The 21,958-nt window shown below is 62.3% G+C and carries 23 protein-coding genes; 7 read left to right on the top strand and 16 right to left on the bottom strand.

Annotation, left to right across the window (positions count from 1 at the left end; all coding sequences use genetic code 11):
* Window positions 1–162: 162 nt before the first annotated feature.
* The gene (locus N181_RS12860; protein ID WP_014327542.1) at window positions 163–444 is read left to right on the top strand and encodes a hypothetical protein; all 282 of its coding nucleotides are present in this window, start codon (window positions 163–165) and stop codon (window positions 442–444) included.
* Here the strand turns inward: N181_RS12860 and N181_RS12855 are convergent, their stop codons facing one another.
* The 5 genes from N181_RS12855 to N181_RS12835 form a co-directional block, all read right to left on the bottom strand.
* Complete coding sequence (locus N181_RS12855) at window positions 445–1,407, bottom strand: glycine--tRNA ligase subunit alpha (RefSeq protein ID WP_037392709.1); 963 nt, start codon at window positions 1,405–1,407, stop codon at window positions 445–447.
* 93 nt (window positions 1,408–1,500) lie between these two features.
* The gene (locus N181_RS12850; protein ID WP_014327540.1) at window positions 1,501–1,692 is read right to left on the bottom strand and encodes a hypothetical protein; all 192 of its coding nucleotides are present in this window, start codon (window positions 1,690–1,692) and stop codon (window positions 1,501–1,503) included.
* A gap of 254 nt (window positions 1,693–1,946) precedes the next feature.
* Window positions 1,947–2,813, bottom strand: coding sequence for a S49 family peptidase (locus tag N181_RS12845; protein ID WP_014327539.1), 867 nt, complete (start codon window positions 2,811–2,813; stop codon window positions 1,947–1,949).
* A gap of 78 nt (window positions 2,814–2,891) precedes the next feature.
* Entirely contained in the window at window positions 2,892–3,665 is a 774-nt protein-coding gene (locus tag N181_RS12840) for a tRNA1(Val) (adenine(37)-N6)-methyltransferase (RefSeq protein WP_037392711.1), read from the bottom strand.
* 49 nt (window positions 3,666–3,714) lie between these two features.
* Window positions 3,715–3,936 (bottom strand): putative signal transducing protein, encoded by a 222-nt coding sequence (locus tag N181_RS12835; RefSeq protein WP_014327537.1) that lies wholly within the window; start codon window positions 3,934–3,936, stop codon window positions 3,715–3,717.
* Between the two features lie 111 nt (window positions 3,937–4,047).
* Between N181_RS12835 and N181_RS12830 the strand changes: the two genes are divergently transcribed.
* The 4 genes from N181_RS12830 (at window position 4,048) to moaB (ending at window position 8,513) form a co-directional block, all read left to right on the top strand.
* Window positions 4,048–5,064, top strand: coding sequence for a polyprenyl synthetase family protein (locus N181_RS12830; RefSeq protein ID WP_014327536.1), 1,017 nt, complete (start codon window positions 4,048–4,050; stop codon window positions 5,062–5,064).
* Between the two features lie 166 nt (window positions 5,065–5,230).
* The gene (locus tag N181_RS12825) at window positions 5,231–7,051 is read left to right on the top strand and encodes a tetratricopeptide repeat protein (RefSeq protein WP_037435840.1); all 1,821 of its coding nucleotides are present in this window, start codon (window positions 5,231–5,233) and stop codon (window positions 7,049–7,051) included.
* A 4-nt stretch (window positions 7,052–7,055) separates the two neighbouring features.
* Complete coding sequence (locus N181_RS12820) at window positions 7,056–7,967, top strand: 4-(cytidine 5'-diphospho)-2-C-methyl-D-erythritol kinase (RefSeq protein WP_037392714.1); 912 nt, start codon at window positions 7,056–7,058, stop codon at window positions 7,965–7,967.
* Window positions 7,968–7,970: 3 nt separating this feature from the next.
* The gene (gene moaB, locus N181_RS12815; protein ID WP_014327533.1) at window positions 7,971–8,513 is read left to right on the top strand and encodes a molybdenum cofactor biosynthesis protein B; all 543 of its coding nucleotides are present in this window, start codon (window positions 7,971–7,973) and stop codon (window positions 8,511–8,513) included.
* A gap of 383 nt (window positions 8,514–8,896) precedes the next feature.
* On the opposite strand, the gene N181_RS12810 is transcribed toward moaB, so the two are convergent.
* A complete protein-coding gene (locus tag N181_RS12810) occupies window positions 8,897–9,430 on the bottom strand; it encodes a glycosyltransferase family protein (protein WP_014327532.1) in 534 nt (177 codons plus the stop codon).
* Window positions 9,431–9,603: 173 nt separating this feature from the next.
* Between N181_RS12810 and N181_RS12805 the strand changes: the two genes are divergently transcribed.
* Window positions 9,604–10,761, top strand: coding sequence for a PA0069 family radical SAM protein (locus N181_RS12805; RefSeq protein WP_014327531.1), 1,158 nt, complete (start codon window positions 9,604–9,606; stop codon window positions 10,759–10,761).
* Window positions 10,762–10,936: 175 nt separating this feature from the next.
* A complete protein-coding gene (locus N181_RS12800) occupies window positions 10,937–11,632 on the top strand; it encodes a ribonuclease HII (protein WP_014327530.1) in 696 nt (231 codons plus the stop codon).
* A gap of 266 nt (window positions 11,633–11,898) precedes the next feature.
* Here N181_RS12800 and N181_RS12795 read toward each other — a convergent pair whose 3' ends face one another.
* The 10 genes from N181_RS12795 to N181_RS12750 all read right to left on the bottom strand — a co-directional run bounded on the left by N181_RS12795 (window position 11,899) and on the right by N181_RS12750 (window position 21,511).
* Window positions 11,899–12,549: a glutathione S-transferase family protein gene (locus tag N181_RS12795; RefSeq protein WP_014327529.1), complete on the bottom strand. Its 651-nt coding sequence runs from the start codon at window positions 12,547–12,549 to the stop codon at window positions 11,899–11,901.
* A 236-nt stretch (window positions 12,550–12,785) separates the two neighbouring features.
* Complete coding sequence (locus N181_RS12790; RefSeq protein WP_014327528.1) at window positions 12,786–13,271, bottom strand: F0F1 ATP synthase subunit B; 486 nt, start codon at window positions 13,269–13,271, stop codon at window positions 12,786–12,788.
* Window positions 13,272–13,284: 13 nt separating this feature from the next.
* Window positions 13,285–13,902, bottom strand: coding sequence for a F0F1 ATP synthase subunit B (locus tag N181_RS12785; protein ID WP_037392730.1), 618 nt, complete (start codon window positions 13,900–13,902; stop codon window positions 13,285–13,287).
* A 75-nt stretch (window positions 13,903–13,977) separates the two neighbouring features.
* Complete coding sequence (locus N181_RS12780; protein ID WP_012707029.1) at window positions 13,978–14,205, bottom strand: F0F1 ATP synthase subunit C; 228 nt, start codon at window positions 14,203–14,205, stop codon at window positions 13,978–13,980.
* A gap of 84 nt (window positions 14,206–14,289) precedes the next feature.
* Window positions 14,290–15,042 (bottom strand): F0F1 ATP synthase subunit A, encoded by a 753-nt coding sequence (locus N181_RS12775; RefSeq protein ID WP_037392731.1) that lies wholly within the window; start codon window positions 15,040–15,042, stop codon window positions 14,290–14,292.
* 61 nt (window positions 15,043–15,103) lie between these two features.
* The gene (locus N181_RS12770) at window positions 15,104–15,463 is read right to left on the bottom strand and encodes an AtpZ/AtpI family protein (RefSeq protein WP_037392732.1); all 360 of its coding nucleotides are present in this window, start codon (window positions 15,461–15,463) and stop codon (window positions 15,104–15,106) included.
* A 287-nt stretch (window positions 15,464–15,750) separates the two neighbouring features.
* On the bottom strand, window positions 15,751–16,929 hold the full coding sequence (locus N181_RS12765; protein ID WP_037392737.1) for a cell wall hydrolase: 1,179 nt from the start codon (window positions 16,927–16,929) through the stop codon (window positions 15,751–15,753).
* A 191-nt stretch (window positions 16,930–17,120) separates the two neighbouring features.
* A complete protein-coding gene (locus tag N181_RS12760) occupies window positions 17,121–19,022 on the bottom strand; it encodes a potassium transporter Kup (RefSeq protein WP_014327523.1) in 1,902 nt (633 codons plus the stop codon).
* Between the two features lie 15 nt (window positions 19,023–19,037).
* Complete coding sequence (locus N181_RS12755) at window positions 19,038–20,015, bottom strand: magnesium transporter CorA family protein (protein ID WP_037392739.1); 978 nt, start codon at window positions 20,013–20,015, stop codon at window positions 19,038–19,040.
* A 344-nt stretch (window positions 20,016–20,359) separates the two neighbouring features.
* Window positions 20,360–21,511, bottom strand: coding sequence for an Mrp/NBP35 family ATP-binding protein (locus N181_RS12750; protein ID WP_037392735.1), 1,152 nt, complete (start codon window positions 21,509–21,511; stop codon window positions 20,360–20,362).
* Between the last annotated feature and the right edge of the window lie 447 nt (window positions 21,512–21,958).

Here is a 21,958-nt window from a genome sequence, read left to right as displayed (position 1 = left end):
AAGTATTCCTGCCCGCGATATCGAGCCCGCCGTTATTGAGACCTTGCAGCAGTTTTCATGCGGTCCCGTTCGGCCGCGCCAAGCTGTTCCGCCGGTAACGGCGCGACGGCCTCCAATGGCCGATACTCAAACCATCGACAACCGCAACATGCAGAAAAGACCATGACTTCGCTCGCCACTTTCATCAACGTCGTCGCCTTCACGGCCCTCTTCACTGCCCATGCGAGCGCAGTACCGGTCGAACGGCCCAGCGGTGTCCGCCGCGCCCTGCAAATCTATGCCGGCGAATTGTCGAATAGCGCATCTCTGGCGCTGGAACCGATGTGGCGGCTCGACGGCAGCCAGTTCTTCTGCTCGCAACACGGTGCCTCCTCCGCCAGCGCGCAGCCGATATCGGGCCGGGCTACCCTGCCATGCGGACGGAAGATCCGCTTCGTCGCCTGATCAGGCGGCTTCCCTCGTCCCGTTCGCACCGCCTGCGTCGGTCAACAGGAAGGCTTCACCACAGGCCTTGGCCAGCGTGCGCACCCGCAGAATGTAGCTCTGCCGTTCGGTGACGGAGATGACGCCGCGGGCATCCAGAAGATTGAAGACGTGGCTCGCCTTGATGCACTGGTCATAGGCGGGAAGCACGCATTTGTGCAGACGGTTGTTGCTGGCGTCACCGGGCGCGCCGGCGGCGAGCAGCGCCACGCACTCCCTCTCGGCGTCGATGAAGTGCTGATGCAGCATGGCGGTGTTGGCATATTCGAAATTATGCCGCGAATATTCCTGCTCGGCCTGCAGGAACACGTCGCCATAGGTGATCTTCTCCGCACCCTCGCGGCCGTTGAAGTTCAGGTCGTAGACATTGTCGACGCCCTGGACATACATCGCCAGGCGTTCGAGACCGTAGGTCAACTCCCCGGATACCGGCGAGCACTCGATGCCGCAGACCTGCTGGAAGTAGGTGAACTGCGAGACTTCCATGCCATCGCACCAGCACTCCCAGCCAAGCCCCCAGGCGCCGAGCGTCGGGCTTTCCCAATCATCCTCGACGAAGCGGATATCGTGCAGCAGCGGATCGAGGCCGATCGCTTCCAGCGAGCCGAGATAGAGTTCCTGCAGGTTGGACGGGTTCGGCTTCAGGAGTACCTGGTACTGGTAGTAGTGCTGGAGCCGATTGGGGTTCTCGCCGTAGCGGCCGTCGGTCGGGCGGCGCGACGGCTGGACGTAGGCTGCGCGCCAGGGCTTCGGCCCGAGCGCACGCAGCGTCGTCGCCGGATGGAACGTACCGGCACCGACCTCCATGTCATAGGGCTGAAGCACGGCGCAGCCCTTGTCGGCCCAATAGTTGTGCAGCGTCAGGATCAGGGCCTGGAAGGAGCGCTTCGGGTTCATGTGGTCCGGCAGGGAGGCGGTGGTCATGAGATCACGTCCGAATTCTTCGAAATCTTGCCGGGACAGGTGCCATGCCGCACGGCAAGGGTCAAGCGCCTTGGCCGACCAGTTCGGCAGACGTCACTCGTCCTCGCGCTTCAGGCGGTATTCTCCGGTTTTCGGATCCTTGACGAGCGTCCCGTTGGCGCCGGTCTCGCGCTCCCGGCGCAAGCGTTCCTGGTGACGCGTGACCTTTTGGGCATCGGCGATGAACTTGCGGTAGCCGAACCAGGCGATAAGGGCGACGATCAAGAGCAGGATGATCTGCGGCATGGTTTCTCCTCTGCTCCTCCTTGGATCAGACGGGATTGCCGGACAGGAGATGCAGCACCTTTTTGTTACAGCGGCCTTGTACGCCTGACCAGACCGGATGCCCACCGACAGCTGTCCCCAAGACAGCTGCCCCTGCTGCATGTCTCATTAAATCGACTTCGATTTAATGACAAAGACATGCAGCAATTCGAAGTGCTACAGCGACCTTTGCGCGCCTGATAAGGCGCGCGGCGCTGTAGACAACTGCCATTGTCTCACAGGCCGAAGCGCGCCCAAAGTGCCCTTTCCTCGATCGCTTCAAGAAGACCCGCAGCGGCAGAGGCCGCCAGGGGTGCGGCGATCGATCCGCCGACCGCCGCGCCGGGCTGACGGCGTCCGAAGAGACTGCGGCTCGGCTGGATCAGCTCGAGACGGGTCTTTTCGCCGTAACGCCTCTTCACCTCGCCGCGCATGTCGCCGAGTGCGTCGACGAGGCCCAGCTCCTGGCCGCGCCGCCCGGTCCAGAACAAACCCGAGAAGATATCGGGATGGTCGGCGAGCATCGAGCCGCGGCGCGCCTTGACGAGCTGGATGAAGGTATCGTGAATGTCCAGCTGTAGGCTCTTGAGGAACTCGACGTCACGTTCCTTTTCCGGCTGGAACGGGTCGAGCACGACCTTGTTCTCCCCGGCAGTATAGACGCGCCGTTCGACGCCGACTTTCTTCAGCAATTCCGGAAAGCCGAAGCCGCCGGACACGACGCCGATCGAACCGACGATCGAGCTTGGATCGGCGATGATCTCATCCCCGGCCAGCGCGATCAGGTAGCCGCCCGAGGCAGCGACGTCCTCGACGAAGATCAGCACGCGTTTCTTCTTCTCATCCGCAAGATCGCGGATGCGCTGATAGATCAGCCGGGACTGGACGGGCGAGCCGCCGGGCGAATTGACGGAAATAGCGACGGCCGGCGCCTCCTTGACCGAGAAGGCCTTTTCGAGAAGAGGCGCGACGGTGGCAAGATTGAGGACCGGGCGGAACTGCCCGCCCCCGGACATGATCGTGCCGTGAAGCCGGATGGCCGGAATCGCAATCCCGTCCCTGCGAAAACGCCTCGGCATCAGCTTTCTAAAGAACCCGGCCATTTCAACTCCTGCCCGATACGAACCCGACCCTGCATGTATGCATTGACGCCACAAAGGCAATGGCGCGATTACCGTTAATCATCGGCGGCGATAGGCGGCGCGGCCGTTGTTGAGATCGTCGACCTCCGGAGAGAAACCGTGCGTGCCTTGTGCGTGCATGATCAGCGGCGCCCGGAGCACCAGGCGCTTGCGACTCTGCTTGATCGCCGTCACCAGGATCCTGACCGCATTCTCGCCGACGCGCGGCAAGAGCGGCGTAATCTCGATGCCGCCGAAGCGGCGGCCGCAGGCCGCGATGATCTCGGCGATCGATTCCGGCCGGGCGATCAGCGAAAGCTGCCCGGCAGGCTTCATGATCGCCCCGGCCGTCTTGATCCAGGTCTCGAAGAGACCGTCGCTCATCGCATGCGCCTCGGCCTTGAGGCGGTCCGGCGTCTTGCGGTCGGCGGCGTCGTTGAACGGCGGATTCATGATGACGTGATCGAAGGCATCGTCCGGCAGGCCGGCCGCCACCCGCGCCTTGCCGTTCAGCGAAACATCCGCCTCCAGCACGGCGACACGCGCGGCGAAGCGTGCGTTCTCCGGCAAGGCGAGGCTGCGGCGGGCAAAGTCGGCCATGATCGGCGAGCGCTCGACGAGCAGCACGTCGGCCTCTGCGAGCCGCGAGGCGACCGCCATGCCGGCCGCACCGGCGCCCGCGCCGAGATCGGCGACGCGGCAGGGCCGCTCGCACGACACGAGCGCGGCAAGCAGCATCGCATCCATCCCGGAGCGGTGGCCCTGGCCGAGCGGCTGGATCAGATGAAATTTGCCGCGGTGAAACGCATCCACGGTTTGCGCCGTCGTCGTCATTGCAGTGTCCGCGCCTCGGACAGACCGCCGCATTGCGCCAGGCTCGGCATCATTGCCGCAGTTCCTTTTCCAGTCCGGCATCGATCAGAATGCGCCGGGCCCTTTCAGCATCGTCGTCAGTCACCAGAAAACGCTGCGGCAAAAGGCCGAGCGAGCCTTCGAGAATGCTCATGTCCCGATCGGCAATGAGACATGGAATGCCGGCATCCTTCATCAGGCTTTCCGCAAAGGAGAGCAGCACGGCGTCGTTGGTGCGGATCAGTTCCTTCATTCGCCTCATTGATCCCGTCTTAAATTGCAGCGGGCGAGGCAATTCGCCTCTTGCCGCCCGGAGCCCCGCTTTCTATTGTCAAATCCGACAACGAAGCAGGAGTCCGGGGCGTTGGGCGTAGTGATACCGCTGGAAGACAATAAAAACAAACAGGCTTCCGTGAAGCCGCTCGTCGGCCTGACGGCGGCCGACATGGAGCGCGTCAATCAGCTCATCCTCTCCAAAGCGGGCTCCGACGTGCAGATGATTCCGGAGGTCGCCAACCACCTGATTTCCTCTGGCGGAAAGCGGCTACGGCCGATGCTGACGCTCGCGGCCGCTTCGATGTTCGGCTACGAGGGCGACGCGCATGTCAAGCTCGCAACCAGCGTCGAATTCATGCATACGGCGACGCTCCTCCATGACGACGTCGTCGATGAAAGCGACCTGAGACGCGGCAAGTCGACGGCGCGAACGATCTGGGGCAACCAGGCGAGCGTGCTCGTCGGCGACTTCCTGCTCGGCCAGGCTTTCCGCATGATGGTCGACGTCGGCTCGCTCGACGCGCTTGACGTGCTGTCGACAGCCGCCTCGGTGATTGCCGAAGGCGAAGTCCTGCAGCTCTCCGTCGCCAAGAACATGGAGACGACCGAGGACGACTACCTGCAGGTCATCCGGGCCAAGACCGCGGCGCTCTTCGCCGCCGCCGCGGAAGTCGGTCCGATCGTCGCGAGCGCCAGCAGGGCCGATCGCAACGCGCTGAAATCCTATGGCATGAATCTCGGCCTCGCCTTCCAGCTCGTCGACGACGTTCTCGACTATGGCGGCTCGTCGAGCGATCTCGGCAAAAATGTCGGCGACGACTTCCGCGAGGGCAAGATCACCCTCCCCGTCATCCTTTCCTACCGTCGCGGCACGCCGGAGGATCGGGCTTTCTGGCGCGAAGCCATCGAAGGCGGCGCCAGCGACGCGGCCAACCTCGACAAGGCGCTCGGCCTCATCCGCCGCTACGGCGGATTGACCGACACCATCACGCGCGCCCAGCACTATGGGACGATAGCCCGCGATGCGCTCGCGCCGTTGCCGGCATCTCCCTGGAAGTCGGCCTTGGTCGAGGTGATCGATTTCTGCATCGACCGGGTGAGCTGAGCGCCGGGCCGCGGAGCAATATTCCCCCGGTGGAGGAATTTCTTGCCGCATTGCGCCAAAAAAGCCATTCTATTCTTCAAGACTTGCGTTCGACAACTTGCGATCGACTCCGGAACAACCAGCAAAGACGCGGCGGGCCGAGACGATCAGCAACGAAAGGTTTTACATGCGGCATAATACATTCCTTCGCCTCCTCGGCGGCGCGGCAATGCTGGCTCTTCTGTGTGTGACCGGCAGCCACCAAGCCTTTGCTGAAGACAAGGCGGCTGTCGAGGATGCCCGGCCTTTCGACATCAGAAGCGTCAACACCTTCGCCGGCGCCTTCCTGGCGGCGCGGACAGCCGACGTCGATCGCGATTTCGAAACGGCGACCGAGCTCTATCGCATTGCGCTGAGGTTCGAGCCGGAAAATACCGAGGTCAAGCAACGCCTGATGATCACGCTGCTGATGAGCGGCAAGTTCGACGAAGGCGTGAAGATTGCCGAGGCGCTGAAATCCGATCCGGCCGTCGAGCGGATCACCACCACCGTCCGGGCCATCGAAGCGATCCGCAAGCGCGAATATCGCAGCGCCCAGAAGCTCCTCAACTATCAGGGTCCGAACGATCTCGACCGGCTGATGAGCACGCTTCTTTCCGCCTGGGCGAAGGCCGGGCAAGGGCGGTCCAAGGAGGCCATCGCCCAGATCAAGGCCCTCGAAGGGCCGGAATGGTTCCGGGTGTTCAAGAACTATCACACCGGGGCGATCGCTCTTGTGGCGGGCGACAAGGCGACGGCACGCTCCAGGCTGAACGATGCCATTCTCGACCGGGAGGGCGGCAGCGCCGCGCCGGATACCTTCATGCGCGCGGTCGAGGCGCTGGCGCGCTTCGAAGCCCGCGAGGGCAACAAGCAGAAGGCGCTCGATACGGTTTCCGTCGGCGAGAGCCTCGTCAACAACTACACGCCGCTCGAGGCACTCAGAAAGAACATCGAAGAGGGCGGGCCCCAGGAGCAGCAGGTACGCAACGCCGCGCAAGGGGCTGCCGCCGTCCTCTTTTCGATCGGGGGCGCGCTCAACCGCGAGGGAGCGGAAGACATCGTCACGCTCTATCTGCAGACGGCGCGCCGTCTCGATCCGGAAAGCGCCGACATCCTGGTCATGCTCGGCGGCATCGCGGAAAACCTGAAGAAGCAGGACGAGGCGATTGCGCTTTACAAGAGCGTGCCGGCGGATTCGCCGATGCGCCGCGTCTCCGAGCTTCAGCTCGGCCTGGCGCTTGCCAGCGTCGGCAAGGTCGACGAGGCGAAGAAACACCTGCAGGCGCTGATCGAAGTCGATCCGAAGAACATCCGCAACTATCTCGCCTATGGCAGCGTCCTTTCCGACGCCAAGGCCTACAAGGAGATGGGTGACCTCTACGACCGCGCCGTCGAGGCGATCGGCCCGGTGCCGAAGCGCAGTGACTGGACGGTGTTCTTCCAGCGGGGGATCGCCTACGAACGGCAGAAAAACTGGGCCAAGGCGGAGCCGAGTTTCCTCAAGGCGTTGGAGCTCAACCCGAACCAGCCTCAGGTCCTGAACTATCTCGGCTACTCCTGGGTGGACATGAACATCAATCTCGACAAGGGCCTGGATATGATCCGCAAGGCAGTCGAGCTCAAGCCCGACGACGGCTACATCGTCGATTCGCTCGGATGGGCCTATTTCCGCATGAACCGGTTCGACGAGGCGGTGACCGAGTTGGAGCGCGCCGCCGAACTGATGGCCGGCGACCCGACGATCAACGACCACCTTGGCGATGCCTATTGGCGGGTCGGACGCAAGCTCGAAGCGGTCTTCCAGTGGAACCAGGCGCTCGAAATGAAGCCCGAGGTAGCGGAAGTTTCGAAGATCAAGGCGAAGATCGAGAACGGCCTCCCGCCGCTTAAGCGGGAAGTGCCGGCCGCGGCGGATGCCAAGGAGACGCTGCCGAAGAAGCCCGCCGCGCCGGACAAGAAATCTTGATTGCATGCAGGCCGATGGCATCGCCGGCTTCGCGCTGACCCTTGCGGCGCCGGCCAAGATCAACCTGGCACTGCATGTCGTCGGTCAGCGCGCCGACGGACATCATCTTCTGGAAAGCCTCGTCACCTTTGCAGAGTGCGGCGACAGGATCGCATTCGCGCCGGCGGATGCCGACAACTTCACCGTATCCGGCCCTTTTTCGCGCGACGTGCCGGTTTCGGCGGAAGGCAAAAGCGGCAATCTGGTGCTGCGGGCGCGCGACCTGCTGCGGCGGGAATTGATTGATCGGGGCGATGCTGCGGGCCCTGTCCATCTGCATCTGGAGAAGAACCTGCCGATCGCATCCGGGATCGGCGGAGGCTCGGCGGACGCGGCCGCGACGCTGCGAGGCCTGCTTTCGCTCTGGAAAGCCGAGGTCGCGCCGGAAAGGCTCGCCAGCCTCGCGCTGGAACTTGGCGCCGATGTGCCGATGTGTCTCGACGGCAGGCCGCTGCTTGCCAGGGGGATCGGCGAAGAGATCACCCCGCTTGCCGATCTGCCGTCCTTTGCGATCGTGCTTGTCAATCCGCTCGTCGCCGTCTCGACGCCCATCATCTTTCGGATGCTCGCCGAGAAGCGCAATCCTCCCCTAACCCTTCCGCAAGACGCCCGTACCGCGACGGACTGGGTGAATGCACTGGCCGGGATGCGGAACGATCTGGAGGGGCCGGCGAAAGCGCTGGAGCCGACGATCGAGGCGGTATCGAACGCGCTGCAAGCGGTGCATGCCGATCTCGTACGGATGTCCGGCTCGGGCGCCACATGTTTCGGTCTGTTCGACAGCGACGAAAACGCGGCTGCGGCCGCGCAACGCATTTCCGCCGATTATCCGGGGTGGTACGTTCTAGCCACCCGAACCGCGGGGAAGCGAGGATAACCAATGCCCGGCATCGACGAGACACGCTCCTTCATTCCGGTCGGGATCGCCGTCCTCACGGTTTCCGATACGCGCACGCGTGCCGACGACAAGTCGGGCGACACGCTCGAGGCACGCATACGAGAGGCGGGCCATCGGCTTGAGGCGCGCACAATCGTGCGCGACGACCGCCAGGAGATCTACGCTCAGGTAAAGGCCTGGACGCTGGATGCGTCGATCGACGTCGTCATCACTACGGGCGGGACCGGCTTCACCGGCCGAGACGTGACACCGGAAGCGCTGGAGCCGCTCTTCGAAAAGCGCATGGACGGGTTTTCCGAGGTCTTTCACCGGATCTCCTACGACAAGATCGGCACCTCGACGATCCAGTCGCGGGCAACGGGCGGCGTTGCCAATGCCACCTTCATCTTCGTACTGCCCGGTTCGCCCGGGGCCTGCAAGGACGCCTGGGACGAGATCCTGAAGCAGCAGCTCGACTACCGGCACATGCCCTGCAACTTCGTCGAGATCATGCCGCGGCTGGATGAGCACCTGAAACGCGGCTGATCGCTCGCCTTGTTCCGTTTGGAACAGCCACGTACGGTTGAAACGGCTATATTCCCACTCGTCAGCTCGCCAAAGGCAACGCGCATACCGCGCATTCGCATCAAGCGAAGCGAAGACGCCTCTTTCCAGATCCCCGCGGAAAGAGATCTGCAAGTTATACGACATGGTGCCCCACCACAGTGAGATGGAGCAGCATGGCAAGCCCTTTTCGCAGACAAGAGATTTGAGAGTCGCTTCAGGGGGTGCCGCAAGGCACGCCCCTCTTGTGACTTGCCGCACGCTGCATGTCTCCGACCTCGATTTAAGGACAAAGACATGCAGCAATTCAAAGTGTTACAGCGACCTTTGCGCGTCTGATAAGACGCGCGGCGCTGTAGGCCGTTTCAAGCCCGTTCGGCAGATCGATGACCGAGAGCAACCCAGGCCGGAACGAGCTCGGTCGCCAGCTTGCGGACCGCCCGAGCGGTGGCGATGTCGCTGAGCTGCATATTGGCGCGCGCGACCGCAACGGCATCCTGCTTGCGCATCAGAAATCCGGCCTCAAGCGGCGCAGCCCGCTGCGACAAGCGCTTGAGAAGCGGCCGCCGATGCATGCGAGAGGGTGAAAACCGCGCCGGATCCTTGTTCAGCGAGACATATTCGATAAGCTCGTCCACCCAGCGTCCTATCGGACGGGCGCCCGGCTCAAGCAGCATCAGCCAATCACCACGCGCGGAGCTGACAACGTCGGAGAGGTCCCATTCGGCGCAGAAGCGGCAGCCGGCCGCATCGGCGACATGCACGGAACCATCGCTGGAGCCGTGATCCAGGATGATCACGTCGCTGACGAGCCCTTCGACAGCCCCGGCAACAAGCACGGACAACGTCTGCGCGAGTTCCGCTTCGTTGTCCCGTGTCTCCATGATGATCGTCAACATACCGTCTCCTAGCGCATCATCAGAGGAAATACCACAATTCTTCAGGGGTGTTAGCGGTCGCGCCGCAATGATCTTGCGCCGCAGCAATTTTTGTTCTTGCTTTGTTCCCACTTGTGCGTTAGGAAAATAATCAGAGCGGACCGAAGTCGCAAATCGGTTCTGAGGAGATTTCCATGACCGAGCTGTCTCAACTCAGGCAGGGTGCCTTTGCGCCCGGCAATAGCGCAGAGCTGGCGGAAGCCATCGTCACCGGTACGGGCGTCAGAATAGAGATCGATCGCCGTCGGGGACGCGGCGCAGCCCTCAACATGGGTGGCCGCTACGAGCCGCGGATGCGCGAGACGTTCGACGACGGTTGGCAGACGATCGAGGAATTGCCGCCGTTCAAGACGGAAGTTCAGATCGAGAAACCCCGCAACGTCATCACCCGCAACGAGTCGCCGGACATTTCCTTCGATCGCTCCATCAATCCTTACAGAGGCTGCGAGCACGGCTGCATCTATTGTTTCGCGCGGCCGACGCACGCCTATATGGGGCTCTCGGCTGGGCTCGATTTCGAAGCGAAGCTCTTCGCCAAGCCGGACGCGCCCCGCTTGCTGGAACGCGAACTGGCGAAGCCGGACTATAAGGTGCGTCCGATCGCGATCGGTACCAATACGGACCCCTATCAACCGATCGAGAAAGAGTGGCGCATCATGCGCCAGATCCTCGAGGTGCTGAAGGCCGCCAATCACCCCGTGATGATCGTGACCAAGTCGGCGATGGTGACGCGCGACATTGATCTGCTCGCCCCGATGGCGGAAAAGGGCCTGGCGCGCGTCGGCATTTCCGTCACGACGCTCGACCGCAAGCTGGCGCGCGCCATGGAGCCGCGGGCATCGACGCCGACCAGGCGGCTCGAAGCAATTCGCGCGGTTTCGGAAGCGGGCATTCCTGCAGGCGTCCTTGTGGCGCCAATCATCCCGGCCCTCAACGATCACGAGATCGAGCGCGTGCTCGACGCGGCGAAAACGGCGGGCGCCGCCGAAGCCAGCTACGTGCTCCTGCGTCTGCCGCTCGAAGTGAGCCCGCTCTTCCGCGACTGGTTGTTGAGAAACTATCCGGACCGCTACAGGCACGTGATGTCGCTCGTCCGCTCGATGCGCGGCGGCAAGGATTATGACGCCGAATTCGGCAAGCGGATGAAGGGCGCCGGTCCCTATGCCTGGCAGATCGGCCGCCGGTTCGAACTTGCCGCCAAGCGCCTGGAACTCAACCTCACCCGCCGACAATTGCGGCACGATATCTTCGTGCCTCCGCTGGGGATGGGTGTCCAGCTCTCCTTGCTTTAGGAGAGCACCGGCACGGACGCGTGCTTCGGGGACGCTGTCTCAAGTACGGTTTCACCCAAATCAAAGTTCCGGCGCCTCCTTGCCTCAGGATGGCGCTGGCTTTCCTCCCGGTTTACCGCCGCACACGTACCGGGGGGCTTGAAGGGAATCGGGCGAATATGCGAGGGTCCCCCGCATGTCACGTCGCAAGTCGCCCGATTCCCCGCTTTTTCAGCTCGACCCGGTCCTTCCGGACTTCAGCTTCGAAATCACCGCGAAGCGGGATGGTTTTTGGCCGGTCGCAGGCGCCGACGAGGCCGGCCGTGGTCCGCTTGCCGGTCCGGTGGTCGCAGCGGCGGTGATCCTTGATCCCGATGCCGTGCCGACCGGCCTCAACGACAGCAAGCTCCTGACCGCCGAACAGCGCGAGGCGCTGTTCACGGAGATCATGGCGACGGCGACGGTTTCGATCGCCTCCTCCTCGGCCGCACATATCGATGCGAGCGACATCCTCAGGGCCAGCCTCGACGCCATGCGCCGCGCGATCGACGGGCTGTCCATCGCGGCGCGCTTCGCGCTCATCGACGGCCGCGACGTTCCGCAGGGTCTCCCCTGCCATGCGAAGGCGATCGTCAAGGGAGATTCCCGTTCCGTATCGATCGCCGCCGCCTCCATCGTCGCGAAGGTTACTCGCGACCGCATGATGGCCCGCGCCGATGCCACCTTCCCCGCCTATGGCTTTGCGCTTCACGCCGGCTATGCCACCGTCAAGCACCGCAGCGCCATCGACAGCCACGGACCATGTTCGTTGCACCGCATGAGCTTCCGCCCCTTTCGGGAGGCCAAAGAGCAGCCCCTTGCGGTCAGCGCCGGACCGATCGACGCCAACTGATGACGGCGACGGGCATCGCTCCCTCTTCAGCGGTGTAGGTCTCATCAGATCGAGTGCCCCTGGAGCACCTTGACGCTGCATCGTTATTCTTGAATCGGCGCCATCCTGGGAAAGGTGCGGTCGACATGTCCGTGCCCCGGTGCCGACTTCGAAGAGAAACAGGACCGCTGCAGGAATCGACCGCAATATATTCGGTGACCTGTCCGAAGAGCTGCGCCAGCCTGAGGACCAGGCTATCGGTCGCTTTGAGCCCGGGCGGACCCTTGTCAGCCGGTCGATGCGGCGGTGAAAACCGCCAATTGAGCGTCGAAAGCACGCTTGTATGCGGGCCGCGCTTCACCGCGGGCGACATAGGCGGAGAGGTTCGGAAATTCGCCGAGTATACCTGATCCTTTCAACCTGAGCAGCACCGTCACCATCAGCAGGTCACCGGCGCTGAACGCACCATCGAGCCAGTCGGCATCGCCAAGCCGACTGGAAAGGTCGCTCAGCCGTTTGCGGATGCTGTCCTCAAGGACACGTAGGCGCTGCTCGTACCAAGGCTCGTCGCGCTCGAGGATCTTGGCGAGGGCGCGGTCGAAGATCGGCGGTTCCACCGTGTTGAGCGCGGCAAACATCCAGGCGATCGCGCGCGCCCGGGCATTCGCATCGTCTGGCAGCAGGCCCGCATGGCGCTCCGCGATATGGAACACGATCGCCCCCGACTCGAACAGGGCGAGATCGCCCTCTTCATAGGTGGGAATCTGCCCGAAAGGTTGAAGCGTAAGATGTGCGGGTTCCTTCATCGCTTTGAACGAAAGAAGACGAACGTCGTAAGGCTGGCCCACTTCTTCGAGCGCCCAGCGAACGCGCATGTCACGCGCCAGACCCTTGCCTCCATCGGGCGACCGTTCAAAGGCGGTAATTGTAACAGCCATCGTTGCTCTCCATAGCTTGTCTGTCTTGAAGACGGTTGGCTAATCGAGATTCCGACACCGATGCTCGCGTTAGTCCTCGCCGTCAGTTCAACTCCAGCGCAAAGGATACGTTCCTGCTGTTGAGCGTCAGCTTTCTCCGCGTAGCAGGCAGCTTACGAATAGCTCGACACACACTCCCCCAATAGAAAAACCCCGCTCGGCGGCGGGGCTCTCAACTTCACGAATTGTGCTGGAGCCTAGTTAAGGCGTCCCTTGACCTCGCCAAGCGCCTGCTTGAACAGCGTTTCCTGAGCGGTGGCGTCGGTTTTTGCCGCAAGCACTTTTTCCGCCGCGCTGATCGCGAGATCAACAGCCGCCGTGCGAACCGCGTTGATCGCGTCGCTCTCGGCCTGCTTGATCTTCTGTTCGGAAAGCGCCGTACGGCGGGCGACATAGTCCTCGGTCTTCTGCTTGGCTTCGGCCGTCAGCATCTCCGCCTCGCGCTGGGCGGCGGCAACGATGTTGGCGGCGTCCGCCTCGGCATCCTTGCGCTTGCGCTGGTACTCGGCAACCAGGCTCTGGGCCTCTTCGCGCAGGCGCTTGGCTTCTGCCAGTTCGTTGCCGATCTTGTCGGCGCGTGCGTCGAGCGCTTCGGCGATCTTGCCCGGCACCTTGAGATAGGCAATGAGGGCGAGGAATAGGATCAGGCCGACAAGGGCGTAGAAAGTCGCATCAAGTGCCATTGTTGCTTGCTCCTCAGTTGCCGGCCGAAGCCTTGACCGCCGCGGCGATCTCGGTCTTGGTGACGTTTCCCCCGATCAATTGCTTGACGACGGCCGTCGCCGTCTCCTCTGCTATCGCGCCGACATCGGCAAGCGCCTTGGATTTGATATCGGCGATGCGCGTTTCGGCAGCGGTGATCTTCTTTGTGAGATCGGCTTCGACGGCAGCGCGGTCGGCAGTGGCCTTGCTCTTGGCCTCTTCGCGGGCCGTGTCTGCGATCGAATGGCCTTTGGTCCTGGCGTTCGCCAGTTCCTGCTCGTAGGAAGCGATCGCCGCATCGGCCTCGCCCTTCAGGCGGGAGGCTTCATCGAGATCCTGGGCGATGCGGTCATGGCGCTTTGCCAGAATCCCACCGATACGCGGAATGATGACCTTCGACATCAAAAGATAGAAAAGCCCGAAGGTGATCGCCAGCCAGAGCAGCTGCGACGCGAAATGGGACGAATCGAAGGGCGGGAACACGCCGGAACCATGCTCGGCTTCGTGGGCCACACCCGTTTCGGTGTGCACCTCACCGGCCGCAGGGGCATCGTGTGCTTCGGCGCCTTCAGTGGTGGTTGACTGCTGGGCATAGGCCGCGGTCACAAACATGCTCACCTCCAAGGTGCACTCAAGAATATGCGCGGCCGCGATCCCGGGGGATCGCGGCCGAAACTTCCACCGCTATTAGACGGCGAAAAGGAGGAGCAGGGCTACGAGCAGCGAGAAGATGCCCAGAGCTTCCGTAACGGCGAAGCCGAATACGAGGCGGCCGAACTGGCCGTCAGCAGCCGACGGATTGCGCAGAGCGCCGGAGAGGTAGCTGCCGAAGATGTTGCCGAGGCCGAGAGCCGTGCCGGCCATACCAAGGCATGCAAGACCTGCACCGATGAACTTTGCTGCTTCCGCTTCCATGATTGAACTCCTTCGAAATGGTGTTGCGGCTTGGATTTGTGCCTCCGGCGGCTTCAGCCGACCGGAAGCAAGCGACTGTATTCCTTAGTGGCTTCCCGGATGGACGGCGTCGTTGAGGTACATGCAGGTCAGCACTGCAAAGACATAGGCCTGGAGGAAGGCGACCAGGAATTCAAGACCGGTGAGAGCGACGGTCATGATGAGCGGCAGGATCGCGCCGCCGATGCCGAGCGCACCAAAAGCGCTGAGCGAAGCGACGAAGCCTGCGAAGACCTTCAGCGTGATGTGGCCGGCCAGCATGTTGGCGAAGAGACGGACCGAGAGGCTGATGGGACGGGAAAGGAACGAGATGACTTCGATCGTGACGACCAGCGGCAGAAGCGCGCCCGGCACGCCATGCGGCACGAAGAGCTTCAGGAACCCCAGCCCATGCTTGTAGAATCCGTAGAGGATGACCGTGCCGACCACGAAGACGGCAAGCGCGAAGGTCACGATAATCTGGCTGGTGACGGTGAAGAAATACGGGAACATGCCGAGCAGGTTCGCCGTCAGGATGAACATGAACAGCGAGAAGACCATCGGGAAGAACTTCATGCCATGGCTGCCCGCCCCTTCGCGCAGCATCGAGGCGATGAATTCATAGGACAGTTCCGAGACCGACTGCATGCGCGTCGGGATGACACCTCGCTGAGAGGTGGTCAGATAAAGAAAGCCTGCGGCCGCGCTGACGGTCGCCACCATGAACAGCGACGCATTGGTGAAGGAAAAGTCAATTCCGCCAATCTCGATCGGGACAATCTTGTTGACCAGGAACTGGTGGGTCGGATCGTTTGACACCGCGCTTCTCTTTCGTTCTGCCCGCCCGCAAGCGGAAACCGTGTTCTTTACGGACGACGCTTCAGGCGCCGTCACCGTCCTTCTTGCTATTCCCAGGGCTGCCTCCGTGCTGGTCGGGTGTCGCCACCAGACCGGCAGAACGCAACACGTTCAAGACGCCGGCACAGAAACCGAGAAGCAGGAGGACGATCATGCCCCACGGCCCTGTACCCGCAAAATGGTCCAAAAGATAGCCCAGGAACGCCCCGACCACGATGCCGGCGATGAACTCACTCGAGAGCTTCATCGCTGCTGCGTAGCCCTTGCGGCTCTCTGCACTGCGAACCTCGGCCTCGTCCGAAGCATCCACGCGCTTCGACGCGATGTTCTCACCAAGGCGCTTCAGCCGCGCTTCCAGGCTTTCTTCCGGCTTCTCCGTCACATGGCTCCCCTTTGCAGCCCCACGCGGTCGAACGCGATCTCGGTCATACAAACGGCCGGTGCTCAAGCCACGGTTCGGCCTCATTTGAAGTCGGGCGCAACATAGTTTTAGGCACCCGCATAGTCAAGGCATGCAGGGGCATTCAAGGTGGACAATATTTCTACATAATTTCAATTACTTAAGAGAATTTTTCGGCACCTGCGACAAAGCTGCAACGGGAATCGCTCCCGTTCGCCGGAGCTTGCCTTCGCTTTGCAGGCCCAGTTGTGCGGAATCGAGGCTGCCGATCAGCTCCAGCCGCCGCCATAGGTCCGATAGAAGATGTGCAGGCCGATCTGCCCCACCCGCTTCATGGTCTTCGCCCAGGCGGGCTTCACATAGGTGGCATGGTAATGCGTCGCCGAGCCGACTTCCGGCAGCCAGATCTTTCCGGCGGTGACGGCCATCGCGACCTCCTTCGCCGTCTTCCAATGCGAACGCGAATAAATGAGATCGCGGATCACGTCGCAGGCAAACGAGAATTGGCAGCGATTGCGCCACGCCTTGTTCTGATAGACCACGCCGCAGATCGTTTTCGGATAGGTCGGGTTGCGTACCCGGTTGAGAATCACCTGGGCGACCGCCGCCTGGCCCTTCACGGACTCGCTCCGCGCCTCGAAGTAGATGCCTTCGGCAAGGCAGGTCTGCTCCTCCTTGCTGAACACCGTCCCTGGCAAGGCGGTCGCGGCCCAGGCATGATCGTCGGGGGCGATATCCGGGATGAAGCGCCCGCCAGTCTTGTCTTCGCGGAGGATCGAATCGAAAGGCGATTCACGCGCATAGTCCGGCTCCGGCCGGACATAGGCGGTTGCGAGGATATCCGCCTCGCGGTTGGTCACCAGCTTGGCGAGCATCGGCGAAACGCCCGGGTCCGGCTTCGGCGGCTTCTTCCGGTAGAAGGCCGTGGCGATTTCGATTTCCTTGCCTTTGATCTTCGGATTGGCGAAGGCCATCTTCTCGGCCCCATCGAAATCGGGCTCCATCAGGAAGCTCGTGCGCTTGAGGATCGAGCCGGCGCTGAAATCCTTTGGCGGCGTGACCGGGCTGACGGCAACGATCCGCCCCTTCTTCAGCTTGCGGGTGACGCGGTCCTCATCGGGCGCTCCCCCTTGATGCTTCGATTCGGCGGTCAGGGCCACGCGCCTGCCGTCGGAAAGCGTCATGCCGGCTCCGCCGTCGAGACCGCCGGTCGTGACCGGATCGGCAAACACCATGTCGGCGTCGTGAACCGATCCGGCCGGAGACCGGGTCAGATACATGCGCCAACGCTCGCCGCCGCGGTTGATGCCGGAAAGAAACGTGGCGAGATCGGAATAGGCAGCGACCGATGGAAAGCCGAGGAAAATGGCCAGGCCGATGATCGCCGGGGCGCGCCAGGCCGAGAGGGACATGCGAAACTTGCGACGCGGCTTCTCACTCCTACGCATCATACAGCTCCACGCAACTCTTACTCGCGCACGCGTTCTCGCAAGCCGGCAGGAAGCGGGCCTGAAGATGCCATGCAGGGATGCTAAGATCTTGAAGCGTCCGGGTTGACCACGATCGCTCCGTTTGAGCCTCGAAAATGAAGCATTAACCTTGATGTTTGGTTAATGCGGAGCAGTCCGGCGAAGGCTCGTCAGATGATCACGTGGGAGCCGAGTTCGACGACGCGGTTGGTCGGCAGGCGGAAATAATCGGACGGATCGATGGCCGCGTTGGCGAGCGCGATGAAAAGGCGATCCTGCCAATGCGGCATTCCGGACTGGGCATCGGGCACCAGCTTGCGGCGGCCGAGATAGAAGGATGTCGACATGATATCGAACTTCAGGCCCGACTTGCGGAAAAGGCCGAGCGCCTGCGACACGTTCTGCGTCTCCATGTAACCGAACTTCATCTCGAGCAGCGTGAAGCGTTCCGACAACGGCCGGACGCTGACACGCTCTTCCTTCGGTACCTTCGGGGTATTGGCGGTGCGGACCGTCAGGACGAAGTTCTGCTGGTGAAGGACGTGGTTGTGCTTGATGTTGTGCAGCAGCGCGGCGGGCGTCGAATCCGGGTCGCTCGTCAGAAAGATTGCCGTCCCGGGCACCGCGACAGGCGCATGCTCGCTCTTGCGTTCGATCGACTTGATGAAGCTCGCCAGCGGAATGTCGATGTGCCGCGTCTTGGCGTGGAGGATCTCGGTGCCGCGCTTCCAAGTCCACATGACGATGATGAAGGTCGCCGCGATCAGGATCGGCACATAGCCGCCATCGTGGATCTTCAGCATGTTGGCGCCGAGGAAGACCAACTCCAGCGCCAGGAGCGGCAGCAGCGCGGCGGCAGCCCACCAGGCCGACCAGTTCCAGCGGGCGCGCAGAAACTCGAAGGCAAGCATGGTGGTCACCACCATGGCGCCGGTGACGGAAATGCCGTAGGCGGTGGCGAGCGCTTCGGACGAACCGAAGACGAAGACGAGAGCCATAACCCCGAACATCAGCAACGTGTTGACGTTCGGCAGGTAGATCTGCCCTGTATGGGTCTCCGACGTGTGGAAAATCGCCATGCGCGGCAGGAAGCCGAGATGGATCGCCTGGCGCGTCAGCGAAAAAGCACCGGTAATGACCGCCTGGCTGGCGATGATGGTCGCGGCCGTCGCCAGAATGACGACGGGAAGCAGCGCCCACTTCGGGAACATCAGGAAGAACGGGTCGGACATCGCCTCGGGATGCTCGAGGATAAAGGCCCCCTGGCCGAGATAGTTCAGGGTAAGGGCCGGAAAGACGATGACGAACCAGGCCCATTGGATCGGCCGCCGACCGAAATGGCCGAGGTCGGCATAGAGCGCTTCGGCGCCGGTCACCGTCAGGAATACGGCCCCCAAGACGATGATGCCGACATAGCCTTCGTTGAACAGGAAGGTTGCGGCGTAGAGCGGGTTGAAAGCGGAGAAGATCGACAGATCGTCGGCGATGTGGACGAGGCCGATGCCGCCCATCACCAGGAACCAGACGAGCGTGATCGGCCCGAAGAAGTTGGAGACGGCCGCCGTTCCCTTCGATTGCACGGCAAACAGGAGCAGCAGGATGACGACGGCGATCGGGACGACATAGTCCGACAGCGCCGGCGTCACCAGCTTCAGGCCCTCGACAGCAGAGAGAACCGAGAGCGCCGGCGTGATCATCGCGTCGCCGATGAAGAGCGCCGCTCCGGCGACGCCCATGAAGAACAGAATCCAGGTGTGGCCGTTGGCCGTCTTCATCAACAGGGCCAGCAGGGAGAGCGTCCCGCCCTCCCCCTGGTTGTCGGCCCGCAACAGGAAGAGCACGTATTTGATCGTCACGATGATCGTCAACGACCAGATCATCAGCGAGATGAGACCGATGATCTCCACGTCCGTCACGCCGTCATGCGCAACCGGGCGCAGCGCTTCGCGGAAAGCGTAGAGCGGGCTCGTGCCGATATCGCCATAGACGACGCCGATGGACCCGAGCGCCAAAGCAAGCAGGCGGCGCGTATTTTCAGCTCCATGCACGGCAGGCGCAGACGATTGAGACATGCATTCAACAGGCTTCTAGAGCCAGCCTTTCCAGCGAAAGAAGAAAAACGGGATGATTGCCGAAAGCACCATGGCCCCCAGCGCCCAGGGATAGCCGAACTGCCATTCGAGTTCCGGCATGATCCGGAAATTCATGCCATAGACGGATGCGACCAGCGTCGGCGGCAGCAGTACGACGGAAGCGATCGAGAAGATCTTGATGATGGCATTCTGCTCGACATTGATGAGACCGAGCGAGGCATCGAGCAAGAAGGTAATGTTGCCGGAGATGAAGGCCGCATGTTCGGAGAGCGATTGGATGTCCCTGGAGATCGTACGGCAAAGCTCGCGGCTATACTTGTCCTCCTGCACTTCCGGCACGGTGTAGAGGAAGGTGAGAAGCCTCGACAGTGAAGCAAGGCTGTCGCGCGTCTTCGCAACCAGCCTGTGAAAGCCCGCCACGTCGCGCAGGCGCGCCTCGAGCAGTTGCGGCGGCCTGCGCCGGCCCGCAGTCCGGTCGCCGAACACCTCGATCGACAAGTCGTCGATCTTGTCTACGGCCTGCTCCAGAATTTCAGAAGTCCGGTCGGAGATCGTTTCGAGCAGCCGGGTCAGGATCACCACGCCGTTCCGGCAGCCACCGGGAATCCGATGCAAGCCAGCCTTGAAGAGGCCGAAGACGCGCGGCTCCGCGTAGCGGATCGTCACCAGCCGGCCGCCGGAAAGAATGAAGCCGACGTCCGTCAGGCCGGGGATCTGCGTCTCGCTGCGATAGATCAGCGAGGCGGTCATGAAGACGGCGCCGTCCTCGACATAAAGGCGGCTCGACGGCTCTATGCCCTTGAGGTCGTCCCGCGTCGGAATGGAAATTCCGAGCAGCCCCTCCATCATCAGTTCTTCGTCCCTGGTCGGCTCGACGAGGTCGATCCAGACGATTTCCGGGCGCAGGGCGGCTGGTGGTTCCGCCGTCGAGAGAGCGACGGCTTGGCCATCGAAGCAATATCCTGAGATCATGCGGCCGCCTTTTGAAGGACGAACCATGAGGGATTGAAACGATCAGCCGCCACAGGATTTCCACAATGCCGATTCATCTGATGCAGACTTCCGCCCCACGACATCTCCGCTTGGTCGTCGTCAGGACAGAAATCTCCGGCGAGGAGCGCTCTGCACCTGCCTCTGCGCGAGCGGCAAGGCATATGGCGCAACGCCCGGCTAAAATCAATGCTTCTTGCGCATGCCGACCTCGGCGGCACCTCACGTCTCGTTCCGAACGGGGCCGGACCCTACTTCAAAATTCCCGCAAGCGGTATGCTCTTGTGAAAGAAAAGCATGGGCTCCAAAGGCGACGCACCGAGGGTCTATTCGAAGACGATGTTCGGCATTGTGCGGCTTTTACTCCCCTGGCCAGTTGAGAGCTGCTCCCAGACGCGTTCGGCGATACCGCGGTAGATGCGCGCCACCTCGCCGTCGGGATCGGAAACCACCAGAGGTGTGCCTGCATCCGAGGTTTCCCGGATCCCCATGGTGAGCGGGACTTCGCCGAGGAAGGGCACGCCAATCCGCTCAGCCTCCTTGCGGGCACCGCCATGACCGAAAATGTCGTAGCGGTTGCCCGTGTCCGGGGCGACGAAATAGCTCATGTTCTCAACGATTCCGAGCACCGGAACCTCGACCTTGCGGAACATCGTAATGCCCTTGCGCGCGTCGGCAAGAGCGAGGTCCTGCGGCGTCGACACGATGACAGCGCCGGCGAGCGGCACCTGCTGGGCCATCGTCAATTGCGCATCGCCGGTGCCGGGCGGCATGTCGACGACGAGCACGTCGAGTTCGCCCCAGGCCACCTCGCGCAGCATCTGCAGCAAAGCGGACTGGATCATCGGACCGCGCCAGATCATCGCGACCTCCTCGTCGACGAGGAAGCCCATAGACATTACCCGCAGCCCGTAATTTTCCATCGGCCGGATGAGCCGTCCCTCGATCTGTTGCGGGCGCCCGGAAATCTTCAGGAGGCGCGGCATCGACGGGCCATAGATATCGGCGTCGAGCAGCCCGACCTTCAGACCATTCGCCTGCAGCGCCAAGGCCAGGTTTACCGACGTCGTCGACTTGCCGACGCCGCCCTTGCCGGAGGCGACCGCAATGATGGCGCCAACGCCCGGAATACCCGCCTTTGCCGGCGCGCCGCCGGCCGGTCGCGGAGCATGTGCGTGCCCGGACGGCGGCGCCGGCCGCTGTACAGGGGCCGCCTGAGGCGCCGCCTTGCGGTCGGCGGTCAGCGCCACCATCGCCGCCTTCACACCCGGTATCTCGCGAACGACTCGTTCGGCAGCGGCGCGCATCGGTTCGAGCTCTTTTGCGCGGTTCGCCGGCACGGTGATCGAGAAATAGACCTTGCCGTCGGAAATGAACACATCGGAGACCAGTCCAAGATCGACGATGTTGCCCTCCATGTCCGGGCCGCGCACACTTCGCAGCTTTTCAAGAACCATTTCCGTGGTTACGTCCGGCATCTCGCCCTCTCGTTTTTGGTCTCGTCGGCAAGCGACGTTTGCGCGTCTGATAAGACGCGCGGCGCTGTAGGTCATCCTCAAACCGAACCCGATTCAAGGAACCTGTGCAGTAGATAATCGAGGCGGGACGCTTCGCCAATGTTAGAGACAAGAAAATGAAGGGCCGCCAGCCTGCCGCCGTGTCCGTACATCCGGGATCACAGGCGGCCGGTGGCGGCCCTTGTGCTTCGCGACCTTCTTGGGCGCTGTCTTTTTTTAGTCCCCTCTGTGGACCGACAATAGGGAAGCAGGAAGCGTGCCAGTTCCAAACAGCGCAATAAAACTCATGATTTCAAAGAATAATGGGCAAGTGGCGCGGACACGGGTCGCGGTCCCGCTTAATTCTTGAGCATGCGTGCCCTTTAGAGCCTTTCCTGGTTAAATTGAAGCATTCTGCCGGAGCAGGTT

The organism is Sinorhizobium fredii USDA 205 (assembly GCF_001461695.1).
GTDB lineage: Bacteria > Pseudomonadota > Alphaproteobacteria > Rhizobiales > Rhizobiaceae > Sinorhizobium > Sinorhizobium fredii.
This window is presented reverse-complemented; position numbering and strand designations above follow the sequence as displayed.

What these genes read in the sequence shown, in the direction of transcription:
- N181_RS12860 (WP_014327542.1), top strand. Translation starts at nt 163, where the DNA reads ATGACTTCGCTCGCCACTTTCATCAACGTCGTCGCCTTCACGGCCCTC.
- N181_RS12855 (WP_037392709.1), bottom strand. Translation starts at nt 1,407, where the DNA reads ATGACCACCGCCTCCCTGCCGGACCACATGAACCCGAAGCGCTCCTTC.
- N181_RS12850 (WP_014327540.1), bottom strand. Translation starts at nt 1,692, where the DNA reads ATGCCGCAGATCATCCTGCTCTTGATCGTCGCCCTTATCGCCTGGTTC.
- N181_RS12845 (WP_014327539.1), bottom strand. Translation starts at nt 2,813, where the DNA reads ATGGCCGGGTTCTTTAGAAAGCTGATGCCGAGGCGTTTTCGCAGGGAC.
- N181_RS12840 (WP_037392711.1), bottom strand. Translation starts at nt 3,665, where the DNA reads ATGACGACGACGGCGCAAACCGTGGATGCGTTTCACCGCGGCAAATTT.
- N181_RS12835 (WP_014327537.1), bottom strand. Translation starts at nt 3,936, where the DNA reads ATGAAGGAACTGATCCGCACCAACGACGCCGTGCTGCTCTCCTTTGCG.
- N181_RS12825 (WP_037435840.1), top strand. Translation starts at nt 5,231, where the DNA reads ATGCGGCATAATACATTCCTTCGCCTCCTCGGCGGCGCGGCAATGCTG.
- N181_RS12820 (WP_037392714.1), top strand. Translation starts at nt 7,056, where the DNA reads ATGCAGGCCGATGGCATCGCCGGCTTCGCGCTGACCCTTGCGGCGCCG.
- moaB (WP_014327533.1), top strand. Translation starts at nt 7,971, where the DNA reads ATGCCCGGCATCGACGAGACACGCTCCTTCATTCCGGTCGGGATCGCC.
- N181_RS12810 (WP_014327532.1), bottom strand. Translation starts at nt 9,430, where the DNA reads ATGTTGACGATCATCATGGAGACACGGGACAACGAAGCGGAACTCGCG.
- N181_RS12805 (WP_014327531.1), top strand. Translation starts at nt 9,604, where the DNA reads ATGACCGAGCTGTCTCAACTCAGGCAGGGTGCCTTTGCGCCCGGCAAT.
- N181_RS12800 (WP_014327530.1), top strand. Translation starts at nt 10,937, where the DNA reads ATGTCACGTCGCAAGTCGCCCGATTCCCCGCTTTTTCAGCTCGACCCG.
- N181_RS12795 (WP_014327529.1), bottom strand. Translation starts at nt 12,549, where the DNA reads ATGGCTGTTACAATTACCGCCTTTGAACGGTCGCCCGATGGAGGCAAG.
- N181_RS12790 (WP_014327528.1), bottom strand. Translation starts at nt 13,271, where the DNA reads ATGGCACTTGATGCGACTTTCTACGCCCTTGTCGGCCTGATCCTATTC.
- N181_RS12785 (WP_037392730.1), bottom strand. Translation starts at nt 13,902, where the DNA reads ATGTTTGTGACCGCGGCCTATGCCCAGCAGTCAACCACCACTGAAGGC.
- N181_RS12780 (WP_012707029.1), bottom strand. Translation starts at nt 14,205, where the DNA reads ATGGAAGCGGAAGCAGCAAAGTTCATCGGTGCAGGTCTTGCATGCCTT.
- N181_RS12765 (WP_037392737.1), bottom strand. Translation starts at nt 16,929, where the DNA reads ATGCGTAGGAGTGAGAAGCCGCGTCGCAAGTTTCGCATGTCCCTCTCG.
- N181_RS12760 (WP_014327523.1), bottom strand. Translation starts at nt 19,022, where the DNA reads ATGTCTCAATCGTCTGCGCCTGCCGTGCATGGAGCTGAAAATACGCGC.
- N181_RS12755 (WP_037392739.1), bottom strand. Translation starts at nt 20,015, where the DNA reads ATGATCTCAGGATATTGCTTCGATGGCCAAGCCGTCGCTCTCTCGACG.
- N181_RS12750 (WP_037392735.1), bottom strand. Translation starts at nt 21,511, where the DNA reads ATGCCGGACGTAACCACGGAAATGGTTCTTGAAAAGCTGCGAAGTGTG.